Genomic DNA, 14,230 nt, shown 5'->3' on the forward strand with positions numbered 1-14,230 from the left:
ATCAGCAAGCTAACGGTTAGCATAGGTTAATCATAAACGGTCGCAATTTAGCCGTGATCGGATGTTTGTTTGCTAAAAAGGAGATCCAGCACAGATTACATGATGTGGTATATTTTCTATCAGAAACCCCATTGCACGCAAAAATCAATTAGTAATAGGTGGCTGCTAATGATAAAACAAGTCTTAGTTAAATTACCTTTGGTATATAGACTTAGAATCCTTCAGCTTCGCATAAAGAGAGCGATTTGCAATGTTTTCGTAAATTTCGCGAGAGAAAGAACGATTGACCCGTTTCCCTATGTGATAAAACGTCATCAATCTCTCTTAAGGCGAAAGTTAGGCACATCCGATCCTGTGTTACAGGAAAATAAAATTACAAATGTAAGCATCGCTTTAAAATCCATTAACGGTATTGTAATAAAGCCAGGTGAAACATTTTCTTTTTGGCATTTAATTGGGAAGCCTAGAGCAAGCAAAGGATATATTGATGGATTGTTGCTATCCCAAGGTGAAGTGAAAACGGGTGTTGGGGGAGGGTTATGTCAATTAGCTAATTTGCTTTTTTGGCTTGCCTTACATACACCATTAGAAATTGAAGAAAGACATCATCATAGTTTTGATCCATTTCCGGATGAGCAGAGAGTCCTACCTTTTGGAAGTGGTGCAAGCGTATTTTATAATTACATAGATTTACGTTTCTGTAATCCCACCAATCACAAGTTTCAATTTCATGTTTGGTTAACCGACCAACATCTAAAAGGCATTGTATTTTGTGATAACGAATTACCATTTTCCTATCATTTGGAAGAAAGAAATCATCAATTTCATCATAGAGAAGGAAAGAACTTTAGAGAAAACGAGATATGGAGAAGGGTCATTGATAAACGAACCGGGAATGTTATACAGCGAGAATTAATGATTCACAATTATTCTGAAGTGAAGTATGAAATACAAAGATGAGAAATTCATGTCCATATTGTTATCTAGCTGGAGTGATTTGAGAAAGGAGTGAGATTTTTGAGTATGAGGGATCTTATCCCGAAGGATAAACATGATCTGGATTCCATTTGGAGATTACAACAACATTCCGCAGAAGAAATCTCTGAGATTTTGCCTGAATTATTCGAATGGCTGCAAGATATTAATTGGCCTGTTGCTAATGAGTTAACGAAGGTCCTTCCTAAATATGGGGATATTTTGATTCCGCATATTGAGAAGGCATTGAGGAGTGGAGATCCACAGTGGCAATTTAGTTTGCTGCAATATCTCATAAGAGAATTATCCAAAGAATCGTCTCTTCTTGTTAGGGATACCATTCAACAAATTGCAGATAACCCTACTCCGTCAGAAATTCTTGAAGAAATTCACTTATTAGCAAGAGAAACATTGCAAATCATAGGGAAAAAATAGAATTCTCTACGATTTAGCACATTCATAAATTCTTGTATCCATGCATAGATTCATCACGAATGGCAGTTCTAAGAAAGAAGGTAGCCTATGATCAGTATAAAGTTTAATCAGCTGCTGGACTTTGCAATATTGCCTGCTCATGAAGAAATTGCGGATACAAGATGGCCTGATAATAGCTCTAGATGGATCAAAACGAGGCGCGTCAAAGGCATATGTTGGCCATACCGGAAGGCGAAGGAGTTAGGTTGGACTATTCACTGCCCGGTTGACATTGATATACAGCCTGTAAAGGAAATCCAGACTTCCATTGAGAATCTAACAGAGCTTGCGCGTCTCAAGCATATGGTTCCTATGGAGGATTGGGTACATAAAGAAGATGTCATTATCGGCGTGACACCCGCAGGTTGGTATAAAATTCACGAGTACAAATACCACGGATTGTACTATCCCATGCTGCTTCCGAATGGAGAAGGAACCTTTGAATGGAGACAAGGCTGGAGCGTAGAAGTTCCAAAAAACCACTTCATCCTTATACAACCAATCGAAACGCAAGACGGGCGCTTTATCATATACCCGGGCATGCTGCACGGGCCTACGTTAACAAGAGTTCAAGAGAGATTAGGCTTGCCGCTGGCTTTTGAACCCTTGAAGGAATGTCGAATCCGAAGAGGGGAGCCACTAGCTAAGCTTCTAGTGCTCCCCATGTCGGTTCTTTCTATCAAGAGCGAAATATCTATACCAGGTGCAGATGAAAATCCAGATTAAGTGATTGCTACGATTGTGAACGTTACTCCCAAGTTATTTATCGGGAACGTAGAAGTATTAACCAGATTCAGCACGCTATCCGGTCCTGGCGGGGTGGTCACAATCATCGTCCCTGATGTATGGATACCAACTGGCGAATTCGGAGGGGCTGAAACAAAGCTGAATTGGATTTCGGTGCCGTTCAATGTCAATATGAATTGAATGGATGCAGATTGTGGTAAGGTTATTGTTATTTCCGATGCTTCCCAATTGACCAGATAGCTATGTCCACCTGCAAGCATGATGTCTGGCGAAGGCGGCGTTTGCGTGATCAATGTCCCGCTAATAACTGGCTCCATGTTAAATGGCACAGTTCCTCCTGGAGGAATCGGCGCTGGTTCAAAGCCTCCGTCTATTATGGCAAAATTGGAAGTGATCAGCGGTCCTGTTACCCCTGTTACCCCTGTTACCCCTGTGACGCCAGTAGCACCGGTAGCACCGGTAGCACCGGTAGCGCCAGTAGCGCCGGTAGCGCCGGTAGTCCCAGTAGCGCCAGTAGCGCCAGTAGCGCCGGTAGCCCCAGTAGCGCCGGTAGCCCCCGTAGCGCCGGTAGCCCCCGTAGCGCCGGTAGCGCCAGTAGCGCCGGTGGCGCCAGTAGCGCCGGTGGCCCCCGTAGCGCCAGTACCCCCAGTAGCGCCGGTAGCCCCCGAAGCGCCGGTAGCCCCAGCAGCCCCTCCTGTAGGTCCTGTAGGCCCGGTAGGACCAACTAACGACGGAGCTGACAAAACCGTTTCTAATTTGGATTGTAGCAATATTTCTTTTTTCGTTATATCATTTATCGTCCCTCGGACACTTTCATTGATGAGCATAAGTTCACTAATACTTGCTGGTGGCGAGGTTACGCCTGGCAATGTACCGAGAGCAAATTGAATTTTTTCCCCTTCTGCATTGAGAATATGGCTTAAGCCTAATTCCTCCATTGCAATTGAGGATAACAGTAAGTTTAAAGCATCATCTCTCGATATGGATATAGTAGGCGTAATATTGGGAATATTAGCTTGTGACAACAATAACTCCTCCTATTTTGAAAATTCTTCATCCGACCCTTCAATGGTGAATGCGAATAAGCAGCAAAAAACTACAATAGCATATGAAATCATTCTTCATCCGTACACGAATAGGTCTATTAAACCTGAAAAATGTGTTTGTATGTACATTGGGGCATAATAAAGCAGCGGTGAGTCTAAGACTTTATTTCTGGTCTTAGGTCACCGCTGCTTCATTTATTGGGGGCAGTTTACAACTTTATTTACTTAGAACACTAGTTGATTTGGGGAATCGGTTTGACGGTCTTTTTACGCGTATTGAGGATGATGTTGAAAATGACAATGGCCAGTACAATAACCTGCGGCACGGTCGTTTCCCAGTTTGCGTAGATGCCCAGAGTAGGTATGTGGAACAAGAAATCAGAGCTGTGCGCCGAGAGATGTCCCGTAACCTGAAGCGCATGAACACTGACGCCCACAAATTTAAAGGCCATGTAGTAAAGCAGAAGACCAGCAACGAGGAAAAACGGGCGAACCGGAATCCGTGTGCTAAGTCGGATGATGGCGTAGCCAATCACGGCCAGGACGACGAGTGCTCCGATAATCCCTACAAGCAGATCGGTCATCGAGATCGTAGCTGCCATCCCCATGTAAAAGATAATCGTTTCCGCACCTTCGCGTACAACAGCGAGAAAGGCGGTAAAAGCAAGTGACCACAGAGCTCCTTTTGCCAAGGAAGCACCAATGGACTGTTCGACAAAACGGTTCCATGCCTGTAGGTTTGACTTTCTGTGCAGCCAGGCGCCAATTGTGATCATGAACAAGACGGCGATGAGTCCCGTCACACCCTCGATGGTTTCACGCGAGCTGCCAGTTGACAGGTTGGAAAAGACGATACTCAAGATAACGGCAAGGATTGCGGAAGCGACCATACCAGCTGCCGCACCGGACCAAATCCACTTGCGCTTGTGGGCATTGCCTGATTTGTTCAGGAAGGTGAGGAGGGAGATGATAATTAAAATGGCTTCGAGACCTTCACGAAACAAAATCAGTCCAGCATCCCAGGCTGTATAGGAAGAAGCTGTTGTATACGGTTCCAGCTCCATTTTCATATCTGCGAGCAGACCTGCTGCCTTTTCCCACTTTGGAGGATTGGACAATATCAAGGTCGGGATAGAAACCATTTTCGCCTCGACACTGCTATACGTTTCAGGCGACTTGGTCATTACGACGCCCTCTACAGATGGCCATGTGGAGATAAAGGTGTCCATTTTGCTTGCAGCACTATCGGCATCCTGCTTGGCGATATCAGACTCGACGGATTCCAAAAGCTGCATGAGTGAAGCGATAGATGGCTGGTCCCCAATCACAGGAGCTGTTTCAGCGTTTTGGACGGCTTTACCGGAAAGGTAGTCCTCGACGGCTATGATCAGTGCTTGCATCTTTTCGGTACTTTTTTGCGGATCAGGGGGCTCTGTGTTTAGAGCAATCCGAGCGCCACTGATTTTAATTTCCATGTCGCCATATACCGAGGTGTTTTCGTTGCGGACGAGACTCTCTGCCTTGTACCAGCCTGTAACAAAGCTGTTGTAGGCTTGCTTTGCTTCATCCCAATTTTGCTTGGTGATAGCCGTCATGCTTTTTTGCAGGTGGGGAAGCAGGGCCGCAATTTGCTTATGGGCTTTTTCCTTCGGCTGTCCCGTGTCTTCCTTGGCTGTTACAAAGCGGTCTGTTGCCTTTGCCAGTTTGGAAATGGCAGCGGTAGCAGCCTGTGGGTTTGCAGCAACTTCCGAGAGCGCATGCTGTGCATCGGAAATAGCTGTTCCCAGAGCCGTTGCTTCCACAGAAGTTTCGTCTGCATTCTGGTCCCACAATGTTTTCATATCGGCTACAGCCTTTTTGGCTTCGTCCCAATTTTGGTCTCCGCTGCTAATCAAAGCGTCACTGGACAGGGCGATCAGTTGTTTGAGCTGATCGGGCTGTAGAGTAGCAGCCAGAGCAGCCTGCAGGCCGGACGTCACCAGCAGGAAGCACATACAGATGATGAACAAATAGCGTTTCAAGGTGTGTTCACTCCATCCCCGATTTTGGGTTTAAAATAACTTGTCGCCAATGTATCCGCCCTCATTTGCACCAGGCAAGCATGCGTACAGGCCACTGCCAACATGAGTGATGTATTCATTAAGCTGATCGACGCTTGCCAGCTTTTGCTGCATCGGTATGAACTGCTTGCGCGGATCACGGTTAAAACAGATGAACAATAGTCCGGCGTCAAGTTGTCCTGTTTTGACGTCCATCCCACTGGAGTAGGAGTAGCCACGGCGAAGAATTTTTATTTTGCCTTCCATATGTGCGAGAGCAATGTGAGAAGTGGCTGGAATGACTGGCTTTCCAGCAGAGTCTTTTCGATCCAGCTCTAGCTCGTCAAATTCCCCGGATTTCCCAAGTGGTGCACCAGACTGACGATGTCTGCCAAATGTGCTTTCCTGATCGTCCAGAGAGGAGCGGTCCCAGACCTCGATCCTCATGCGAATTCGCCGCATCACCATATAACTGCCGCCTGCCATCCAGGCTGGATTGTCTTCGGTCTGTGCCCATACAATTTCGTCAGCTACCTTGGCGTCGCTGACTTGCGGATTGTTGGACCCATCCTTGAAGCCCATGAGATTGCGTGGCGTCGAACCGGACGGATCTGCTGCACTTGTACGCTGAAAGCCATCCTGCAGCCAGTGCAATACTGCTTTTCCACGAGCAATTCTTGCCAGATTGCGCAACGCATGAAAAGCAACCTGCGGATCGTTGGCACAGACCTGTACGACAATATCTCCGCCAGACCATTCCTTGCGAATCTCGTCACTGTTAAAGCGCGGTAAATCTACCAATGGAGCAGGCCGCTTGCCAGCCAGACCAAAGCGCTCATCAAAAAAGCTGGCACCAAGGCCAAAGGTAATCGTCATCCGCATGGAACCAAGCCCCATGCTCTCTCCTGTATCTACTGGCGGAAGATGAGGGTTCTCGCTCTCATCGTCGACGCTTTTGCCTTCTGTTAGGCGCGCTGCTGCACTCGTCCAGCTCTGAAATAGCTTGCGTACATCGTCAATGGAAGTCGTTGTTAAATCAAAAGCACCCATGCAAATAAAGTCCTGCATAGGTGTGGTGATGCCCGACTGATGTTTTCCATAAAAGGGAATAGTCCCATCAACAGACGATGGAGCAGGGGGAGCCTGCTTTGCTGTGGAGGTGGCTGGAAAAAAGGTCTTCATTCCTCCAGCCCCAAGCAGTAAACCAATTCCGCCGACCCCTGCAAGCTTCAGAGCGTCCCGACGAGTCATTTTCTTGTTGGCGGCTTCTTCGAGACGTTTCGTATCCATCCTAGTTATCCCCCTATGATTGTTCCCATTTTGGACAATGGTTCAGCTAAGGCATCGATTGCCTGGCTCAGCTTTTTCACCTGGTCTTCCTTCAGCTCGGTGTACAGAACATAGCCGTTATCTTTGCGATAAGGAGCAAGAGCCTTGTCGAGATCGCTGAAGCGTGTCTCGATTTCTTTTGCCAGTGCGGCATCCTTCGCTTCTACAGTGGATTTGAGTACTTTAAAGATTTCATTGGCACCCTCCACGTTAGCAGCGAAGTCATACAGGTCGGTGTGAGAATAACGCTCTTCTTCACCGGTTACTTTGCTGGAGGAAACCTCGTTTAACAGTTCAACTGCACCGGTCACGAGCATTTTAACATCAATCTCTACGCTCTCTACTTTCACACGCAGCTGTTTCACGTCTTGCAGCAGCTGGTCAGCTACTTTTTCCTGGTCAGCAACGGACTTCGTTTCCCACAGGGCTTTTTCCAGCTTGTGGTAGCCTCGCCATTCGTTATCAGGGACATCACCTTCGCGGGCGTCAATCCACGGGTCGAAATCGCCAAGAGATTCTGCAATTGGTTCGATTTTTTCAAAGTAGGTGCGTGCTGGAGCGTACTCTTTTTTCGCCTTTTCGATATCCCCAGCTTTGACTGCATTGGTGAAGCTCTCTGTTGCCTTAACAAACAGGTCGGTTTGGGAGACTACCCATTTTTGGTATTCATCGATAGAGGCTTGCAGCTCAGGACTAACTGCAGAAGCCGTAGCAGGCTGTTCTGTTGCAGCAGGCTTGTCAGGCTGTGCTGCTTCCGGTTTCTTCTCTTCTTTTTGTGTTTCTGCACTTCCGCATGCGGATAGTAGCAGGGAAGAAGTAAGTACCATTGCTGAAAATGGATATACCCAATGCTTACTCATTTTGAAAACATCCCCTTATCATATAAGTGCTCGTTTATATATCGAGAATAAAAATCATTATCAGTCAGAAAATAACGTACTCTTTTCTTGGAAGGTTTGCAATCTTTTTTTGGAAAAGGCTTCGATGATATTTTTGGAAGCAAAAAAACGGTGTAAAAAACAGAAAAAACCGTCGAATTTCGACGGCTTTTAATCAGTTAAGTATTTCATCAGAATCGTTTCCACATGGAGTAGATGATCCTTCATTCTGATTTGTGCCTGCTCAGGCTGTTGATCCCGAATCGCTGCAAAAAGCGCCTGATGCTCTGAATAAAATTGCTCGGAGACAGAACGGTTGGAGTAGATTTCGACTCTGCGCGTCTCCCGGATGGCAATCTCCATTTGTGCGGAAATGGTTTCAAAGAGGCGCACCATGATCGAGTTGTGGGTCGCTTTTGCCAATGTCAGATGGAACAATAGATCGGTACGCTCGCCAATCTCCTCGTCACCAGCATGTAGGGCCATCTCCTGCAAGATTTGTTCGAGTGCGATCAGATCCTGCTCGTCACGCTTGAGAGAGGCGAGAGCTGCATTCGATACCTCAAGCGATTTCCGGGCTTCCAGCAGCTCGAGGATGGTCTCTTTATTAGTAAGCAGGTTTTGCAAATCTGGGAGGAAGTCCTGACCAGAAGACGGTACGCTTTTGACTGTGCAGTTGCCGCCCTGACGAATATCGATCAGTCCCATTGCCTTCAAGGCACTCAGCGCTTCACGCGTAGTGGAACGACCAACGCCAAATTGCTCAGACAGCTCCTTGGTCGAGGGAAGCTTGGCTCCGGGCTGTAATTCACCGCTCAGGATAAGCTGTTTGAGTTGTTCTGTGATGTGTTCATAATGGTTTTTCTTCGCAAGCCTGGAGAGATCCATTTCAACACTCCTGTACAATCCGTTATTCATCTACAGCCATTGTAACATAAGCAATAGCGGCACAGCATGATGAACGCTTATCCGACCAAGAGGGCAAATACGACACCTGGTCCATGGACACCAATTGTCAGGTCGTTTTCGATGTCGGCAGAACGGCTGGGGCCGGAGATAAAATGAATCCCCGCAGGGAAATCTTCTCGTGGTTTTCCGTCAAAACCAGCCAGGACCTCACCCAGTCTGGTTTTGAGACGATTGACAGGGAGAATCGCGATAAATACAGTAGGCAGCAAGCTGACGGAGCGCCCGGTATCACCCGAAGAAGTAACGACGACGGTTCCCGTATGGGCGACACCGTGATCTACGATCAAGATCCCGATATCGGCACCCGCAGCCTTGGCGAGTAGTGTATCCCGATTGTCAGGATGCCAGACTGTAAAATGGGATTCTGGCAGGCTGTCAGGTAGGCCGAGAGCGAGAAGCTCTGGTTGATTTTGCAAAAGGAGTGTCTGTGCTTTTAGCTCCTTTGCTTTTTCGACGATAAATTGCTTCGCCTCTTCTGTCGTGGGAAAGCGGAAACAATGGCCGCCGGCTTTTTGCCAGTTGTCGCAAAACAAGCTGATGCGGTCTTCGAGATTCAATTCATAGTTATGCCAGAAGTCGGGAGCACCTTTGAAGGGATGCCGTGGTGCGGTAGTTGCCAACGGGCGGCCAAGACGATTCGTGATGTTTTGGATAAAAGCTTTTTGCTGCTCACTCATGGCTGGTGGCTCCCTTCGCGCGTCGGCGCAGTTCTTCTTCTAGTCGTGCCTGTGTTGCAGTCTCCATGTTACGCGGATTGTCGCGGAGCTCCTGGCTGAGCATAGGCCACTTATCGCGGAACGAGTCTGCTGGCAATGCCGGTGTATGGCGATAGCGATTCCATCCTTTGAGTGGACCGAGCTTCAGCTTGATGACATTGTCTTTTAAGACCAGCTTTTGCCCCAATTTGCCAAGCCTCAGGACTCGTTTGAGCCGTTTGTGATTGGACATGATGTAGCCGAAGCCTTTCATTCCAAGTGCTTCCTCGGGGCTGGTATGTCCCGCCTTCACTTTGCGATTGCGTAAATAGACGAGCATATCGTGCAGCGGAATTTTGACAGGACATGCTTCATAGCAGGCGCCACACAAGCTGGAGGCGTTGGCGATATCATCCCATTCCGCGACATTTTTCTGAAGGGCTGGCCCTAGAACGGCTCCTATCGGCCCGCTGTAAGGACCTCCGTAGGAATGACCGCCGATGTGTCTATAAACTGGGCAAGCGTTGAGACAGGCACCACAGCGTATGCAGTTCAATAGCTCCTGGAACTCAGGATCACCGAGCTGCAAAGAACGTCCGTTATCCACGATGATGATATGCATTTCTTCCGGTCCGTCACTATCGAGCGCGCGGCGTGGGCCACTGATTCCCGACATGTAGACGGTAAGCTTTTGCCCTGTGGCGGAGCGGGGGAGGAGTGTCGCCATGACCTCCAGATCATCCCACGACGGAATGATCCTTTCCATGCCCATGAGCGTAATCTGCGTTTTGGGGACAGTGCTGACCATGCGTGCGTTGCCTTCATTTTCAAACAAGACGATAGAGCCACTCTCCGCAATGGCAAAGTTGCAGCCTGTCAAGCCGATATCTGCTTCGAGAAACTTCTCGCGCAGCTTTTTCCGTACGAAGCCAGCCAGGATCGTTGTATCAGGGGCGAGGGTTTCCCCAGCGTCCTTGGATAAAAGCTCTGCGATTTGCACCCGATTTTTGTGGATTGCCGGGATGATAATGTGTGACGGGGCCTCATGAGCCAATTGGATGATGTATTCACCCAAATCTGTTTCAATCGATTCGATACCTTGCTGCTCCAGCGCTTCGTTAATATGCACTTCCTCTGAGACCATCGATTTTGATTTGACTACGGTACGCGCTCCCCGTTTTTTGGCAATGTCCAGGGTGATTGCTGCCGCTTCTTCGGCGGTATAGGCAAAATGGATATGGACACCGTTTGCCCGAGCGTTGTCGATAAACTGGTTGAGGTAGTAATCCAGATGGGCAATTGTATGTAAACGGATTTGACGCCCTCGCTCACGCCACTCCTCCCAGTATCCTTGCTCTGCGGACGCGTTTTTTTTGCCGTCACGCAAGCGCTCAGTCGTGTATTTGACCGCATTGCGGAGAAACTCGTCGTCCAGTGCTTGTTTGGCTCTTTCAATGACGGAGGTGCCTTTAGCGGTGCTCACCAGTCATCACCCCTTCGTACAATAGTTCAGCCAAATGCATGACTTTCACAGGCTTGCCGCGAAAGTGCAGGTTGCCAGAGATATTGAGCAAACAGCCGAGGTCGAGTCCGACGAGCACCTCTGCATCTGTCTCTAGCACGTGATCTGTTTTTTCCGTCACCATCGCACCGGAGATATCGCACATTTTCACAGCGAAGGTGCCACCGAACCCACAGCAATCCTCGGCAAAAGGGAGCGGAATCAGATCGAGTCCCTTGACCTGCTGCATGAGCTGAAGCGGCTCCTGTTTAACCCCGAGCAAGCGACTGCCGTGACAGGAGGGATGGTAGGTTACTTTGTGTGGAAAGACAGCTCCCACATCGGTTACCCCGAGTACGTTTACGAGAAACTGAGTGAATTCGTACGTTTTATCGCGAAGCTGTTCTACCTTTTTGCCGAGTACAGGGTCGTCTTCAAACAGCTTGGGATAGTAATGGTGAATCATACCTGTACAGGAACCGGATGGGGAGATGACAAAATCACTCTCATCAAAGGCTTCGATCAATGTTTTGGCTGATTTGCGGGCTTCGTCCCAGTAGCCACTGTTAAAGGCAGGCTGACCACAACAGGTTTGTCCCTCAGGGAAATGAACACTTACGCCGTATCGCGCAAGCAGTCGAACCATGGCTTCTCCTACACGTGGATACAGAGCATCGCTGAGGCAGGTAATAAACAGAGAGACCTTCACGCTTTCACCTTCTCCTATGTCATCAATTTACTTATCAGCTTATCATACAAGTTGAGGGTTGAATAGTCTGAAAAGTCGAAAACAAACAAAAGCCAACAAACCGTATGAAAAAGCGGTCTGCTGGCTTGGGTTATTGGTTGCCCTGTTGTCCTGTTGTCCTGGGAGATTGCTAGTTATTGAGCGGAATATCCGCCATCCACCGGTAGCTCAATTCCGGTAATAAAAGAAGATGAGTCGGAAGCCAGGAACAGCACCCCTTCTGCTACCTCGCGAGCTTTGCCCAGACGAGGCAGCGGGGTGAGGGAGCGGAACCATTGATTCATTTGGTCATTTTCAAACATATCCGTGGTCATCGGGGTTTCAATGAAGCCTGGATGGACGGAGTTGACGCGAATGTTTTCCTTCGCATATTGAATGGCGGTTCCTTTGGTCAGCAAGCGTACGCCACCTTTGGAAGCGGTGTAGGCACTTGCGCCACTACCACCTGTCAAGCCTGCGATGGAGGAGATGTTGACGATCGAGCCGCCCTTGTTTTCCAGCATGACCGGGATGACATGCTTCATTCCGAGAAAGGTGCCTGTCAGGTTGATGTCCATGGTGCGATTCCAGCTTTCGAGCGAGGATTCATGCAGGGGAGTCGCTGAGCTTGGAATTCCTGCGTTGTTCACGAGGACATCCACTTTTCCGTAAGCCTTCACTGTTTGTTCTACTACTTGTACCCAGTTTTCCTCGGAAGTGACATTGTGGAACAATCCAATCGCCTCGCCGCCTTGCTCCTTGATCTCGGCTACGACCTGATTCACTTTTTCTTCCTGAATGTCGGTCACGACGACTTTAGCACCTTCTTGGGCAAAAAGCAGTGCTTCTTCTTTGCCCATACCGCTACCAGCCCCAGTAATAATCGCAACTTTATTTTGCAGACGCTTCATATGATATCTCTCCTTTTTTGGGTCGATTAGTTGGCATGCGTATTTGCCAGTGAGAGGAAATCAGGTACGGTAGGGTTTCCTATATAATGTCCACCCTCGACCTGAATGGTTTGACCTGTAATGAATTTCGCTTCATCGGAAGCCAAAAAGAGTACCGTGTAGCCGATGTCTTCGGGCTCACCATGATAGGGCAGTGCATTGTACTTGGAGAAAATGTCCATTACCTCAGGTGAAATATGAGCCTTGGCAGCCGGGGTCAAGATCAGCCCAGGTGCTACGGCATTACAGCGGATGCGCTGGTGTCCATATTGGGTCGCCACGTATCTGGTCAGATTCACTACGGCTGCCTTGGTTGCGCCATAAGCAGTACGAACGGCATCCCCGGCAAAGGCTGCCATCGATGCTGTGTTGATAATAGAGCCACCGCCTGCCGCAATCATGTGAGGAATTGCGTATTTGCAGCCGAGCATCACGCTTTTGGTGTTCACATTCATCTGTCTGTCCCATTCCTCGATATCGATGTTGACGACATCCAGGTCCTTTTGCGGATTGTTTCCACCGACGTTGTTGACGAGAATATGCAGGGAGCCGAATTTCTCTACGGCTGTATCAATCATTTCTTTAATCAAATCTCCATCTGCGGCATTGAGAAAGGCCGCTTCTGCTACGCCTCCAGCCTGACGAATTTCCCTGGCAACCTTTTGAGCGGCTTCGAGGTTGAAATCAGCGACGATCACCTTCGCACCTTCACTTGCAAGCAGCTTGGCAGAAGCAAGACCGATGCCAGAAGCTCCGCCGGTTACGATCGCGACTTTGTCACGTACACGGTTCATTGCTACGTCTCCTTTCAGAAGGAATACTGCCAGTATAAGAGGTGACGTAACGTCACTATCAAGAGCGAATTGACGTCATTTTTCCTTTTAGATTAAGAAAGCAGGCTCCATCGACTGCGAATAGGAGCAGTACGAGGGGTTGAGGTTATCCAGAAGCTTGTGTAAACTGTTCCTAATTGAGAATCGTCGTATTAAGTGAGTAAAGAGGGCGTAGCGAATGGCGAGGCAAAAACTACATATAGATGAGCTGTATGAGGTGACGGGTAAAATCCTGATTGAAAAAGGTTATGCAGGCTTTCACTTCAAATTGGTGTCTGATCAACTAAATGTGAGCCGAAGCACCATTTACGAATACTTTTCCAATAAGGATGAGCTGATTGCGTCCTTGATGGTTCATCTGATGGATACAATTATGGCGGAATACGAGGGCTTGGAGCATGTGGAGACGCCCATGCAAAAGCTGCGGCACATTTTTGATTCATTTATGAAATACGCGCATATCCACCAGATTTTGTTGTTTGCGCCGTTTGTAAATGGGGACGCGTCAGCCAATGTCAAAAAGTCGATGGCGACACTGCGGCAACAGCATCATACGTTGAATCGGATGCTGACGGATGTAATTGAAAACTGCAAGGAAGTCGGCTCGATACGTGCGGATGTACCGAGTTCACTTGTGGCCAGCCTGTTGTTTCAAGCCATCCAAATTCCAAAAAGTCGCGAGACCTCTGAGACGGATTGGAACAGCCTGATTTTTAACGTGCTTTTGGAAGGCTATGGGCTACCAGACGGTCACAATGTTGCTACAACGTAGAAATTGACACTAGTGTCGGGAGTGTGAAATAATTGCACTGACATTCGTGTCTTTATTTTTTTGTTCGTTCCGACACAAGTGTCAGTAAGTGTTGTATTCAATCGGGACAAAGTTGACACAAGGAAGACATAGACTTTTGAGGGAGGAATCCTATAATTTACATATATAAAAGGAAACATATCATGCTAAAAATGTTGAAATGAACAGTCTGCAGAACGGGCTTCCGAGTAAATGATTCCGAACATTCGGTTTTTTTCTGAGGTGGCTCCATGTCTTTTGTGGACAGGTTTTCTAT

At 48.0% G+C, this 14,230-nt stretch carries 14 protein-coding genes; 4 read left to right on the forward strand and 10 right to left on the reverse strand.

The window, feature by feature from the left end:
- Nucleotides 1-168 precede the first annotated feature (168 nt).
- The 3 genes from ADS79_RS22585 (at nucleotide 169) to ADS79_RS22595 (ending at nucleotide 2,175) form a co-directional block, all read left to right on the forward strand.
- On the forward strand, nucleotides 169-960 hold the full coding sequence (locus ADS79_RS22585; RefSeq protein ID WP_049740598.1) for a VanW family protein: 792 nt from the start codon (nucleotides 169-171) through the stop codon (nucleotides 958-960).
- 63 nt (nucleotides 961-1,023) lie between these two features.
- Nucleotides 1,024-1,410 carry a DUF5071 domain-containing protein gene (locus tag ADS79_RS22590; RefSeq protein WP_236700088.1) on the forward strand — a complete coding sequence of 129 codons (387 nt, stop codon included), beginning with the start codon at nucleotides 1,024-1,026 and terminating at the stop codon, nucleotides 1,408-1,410.
- A gap of 87 nt (nucleotides 1,411-1,497) precedes the next feature.
- The gene (locus tag ADS79_RS22595; RefSeq protein WP_049740600.1) at nucleotides 1,498-2,175 is read left to right on the forward strand and encodes a hypothetical protein; all 678 of its coding nucleotides are present in this window, start codon (nucleotides 1,498-1,500) and stop codon (nucleotides 2,173-2,175) included.
- Here ADS79_RS22595 and ADS79_RS22600 read toward each other — a convergent pair.
- The 10 genes from ADS79_RS22600 to ADS79_RS22645 form a co-directional block, all read right to left on the reverse strand.
- Entirely contained in the window at nucleotides 2,172-3,221 is a 1,050-nt protein-coding gene (locus ADS79_RS22600) for an alpha-helical endospore appendage domain-containing protein (protein ID WP_049740601.1), read from the reverse strand. The two genes, ADS79_RS22595 and ADS79_RS22600, sit on opposite strands and share 4 nt — an antisense overlap.
- Before the next feature lie 254 nt (nucleotides 3,222-3,475).
- Nucleotides 3,476-5,263, reverse strand: coding sequence for an FTR1 family iron permease (locus ADS79_RS22605; protein WP_049740602.1), 1,788 nt, complete (start codon nucleotides 5,261-5,263; stop codon nucleotides 3,476-3,478).
- A 30-nt stretch (nucleotides 5,264-5,293) separates the two neighbouring features.
- Nucleotides 5,294-6,571, reverse strand: coding sequence for an iron uptake transporter deferrochelatase/peroxidase subunit (gene efeB, locus ADS79_RS22610; protein WP_049740603.1), 1,278 nt, complete (start codon nucleotides 6,569-6,571; stop codon nucleotides 5,294-5,296).
- Between the two features lie 5 nt (nucleotides 6,572-6,576).
- Nucleotides 6,577-7,470, reverse strand: coding sequence for an iron uptake system protein EfeO (efeO, locus tag ADS79_RS22615; RefSeq protein WP_049740604.1), 894 nt, complete (start codon nucleotides 7,468-7,470; stop codon nucleotides 6,577-6,579).
- Between the two features lie 189 nt (nucleotides 7,471-7,659).
- Nucleotides 7,660-8,376, reverse strand: coding sequence for a FadR/GntR family transcriptional regulator (locus ADS79_RS22620; RefSeq protein ID WP_049740605.1), 717 nt, complete (start codon nucleotides 8,374-8,376; stop codon nucleotides 7,660-7,662).
- Nucleotides 8,377-8,453: 77 nt separating this feature from the next.
- On the reverse strand, nucleotides 8,454-9,134 hold the full coding sequence (locus tag ADS79_RS22625; protein ID WP_049740606.1) for a LutC/YkgG family protein: 681 nt from the start codon (nucleotides 9,132-9,134) through the stop codon (nucleotides 8,454-8,456).
- Nucleotides 9,127-10,635: a LutB/LldF family L-lactate oxidation iron-sulfur protein gene (locus ADS79_RS22630; RefSeq protein ID WP_049740607.1), complete on the reverse strand. Its 1,509-nt coding sequence runs from the start codon at nucleotides 10,633-10,635 to the stop codon at nucleotides 9,127-9,129. Before ADS79_RS22630 ends, ADS79_RS22625 begins: the two co-directional genes overlap by 8 nt.
- Nucleotides 10,622-11,362 (reverse strand): (Fe-S)-binding protein, encoded by a 741-nt coding sequence (locus ADS79_RS22635; RefSeq protein WP_049740608.1) that lies wholly within the window; start codon nucleotides 11,360-11,362, stop codon nucleotides 10,622-10,624. The genes ADS79_RS22630 and ADS79_RS22635 overlap by 14 nt, the downstream gene beginning before the upstream one ends.
- Before the next feature lie 173 nt (nucleotides 11,363-11,535).
- Nucleotides 11,536-12,291 carry an SDR family NAD(P)-dependent oxidoreductase gene (locus ADS79_RS22640; protein ID WP_049740609.1) on the reverse strand — a complete coding sequence of 252 codons (756 nt, stop codon included), beginning with the start codon at nucleotides 12,289-12,291 and terminating at the stop codon, nucleotides 11,536-11,538.
- A gap of 26 nt (nucleotides 12,292-12,317) precedes the next feature.
- Nucleotides 12,318-13,124, reverse strand: a complete 807-nt coding sequence (locus tag ADS79_RS22645; RefSeq protein ID WP_049740610.1) for an SDR family NAD(P)-dependent oxidoreductase — start codon at nucleotides 13,122-13,124, stop codon at nucleotides 12,318-12,320.
- Between the two features lie 217 nt (nucleotides 13,125-13,341).
- Between ADS79_RS22645 and ADS79_RS22650 the strand changes: the two genes are divergently transcribed.
- A complete protein-coding gene (locus ADS79_RS22650; RefSeq protein WP_049740611.1) occupies nucleotides 13,342-13,935 on the forward strand; it encodes a TetR/AcrR family transcriptional regulator in 594 nt (197 codons plus the stop codon).
- The last annotated feature ends 295 nt before the right edge of the window (nucleotides 13,936-14,230 follow it).

The sequence above is a fragment of the Brevibacillus reuszeri genome (assembly GCF_001187725.1).
In the GTDB taxonomy this organism is placed as follows: domain Bacteria; phylum Bacillota; class Bacilli; order Brevibacillales; family Brevibacillaceae; genus Brevibacillus; species Brevibacillus reuszeri.

What these genes read in the sequence shown, in the direction of transcription:
- ADS79_RS22620 (WP_049740605.1), bottom strand. Translation starts at nt 8,376, where the DNA reads ATGGATCTCTCCAGGCTTGCGAAGAAAAACCATTATGAACACATCACA.
- ADS79_RS22590 (WP_236700088.1), top strand. Translation starts at nt 1,024, where the DNA reads ATGAGGGATCTTATCCCGAAGGATAAACATGATCTGGATTCCATTTGG.
- ADS79_RS22625 (WP_049740606.1), bottom strand. Translation starts at nt 9,134, where the DNA reads ATGAGTGAGCAGCAAAAAGCTTTTATCCAAAACATCACGAATCGTCTT.
- ADS79_RS22585 (WP_049740598.1), top strand. Translation starts at nt 169, where the DNA reads ATGATAAAACAAGTCTTAGTTAAATTACCTTTGGTATATAGACTTAGA.
- ADS79_RS22640 (WP_049740609.1), bottom strand. Translation starts at nt 12,291, where the DNA reads ATGAAGCGTCTGCAAAATAAAGTTGCGATTATTACTGGGGCTGGTAGC.
- efeO (WP_049740604.1), bottom strand. Translation starts at nt 7,470, where the DNA reads ATGAGTAAGCATTGGGTATATCCATTTTCAGCAATGGTACTTACTTCT.
- ADS79_RS22650 (WP_049740611.1), top strand. Translation starts at nt 13,342, where the DNA reads ATGGCGAGGCAAAAACTACATATAGATGAGCTGTATGAGGTGACGGGT.
- ADS79_RS22645 (WP_049740610.1), bottom strand. Translation starts at nt 13,124, where the DNA reads ATGAACCGTGTACGTGACAAAGTCGCGATCGTAACCGGCGGAGCTTCT.
- ADS79_RS22595 (WP_049740600.1), top strand. Translation starts at nt 1,498, where the DNA reads ATGATCAGTATAAAGTTTAATCAGCTGCTGGACTTTGCAATATTGCCT.
- efeB (WP_049740603.1), bottom strand. Translation starts at nt 6,571, where the DNA reads ATGGATACGAAACGTCTCGAAGAAGCCGCCAACAAGAAAATGACTCGT.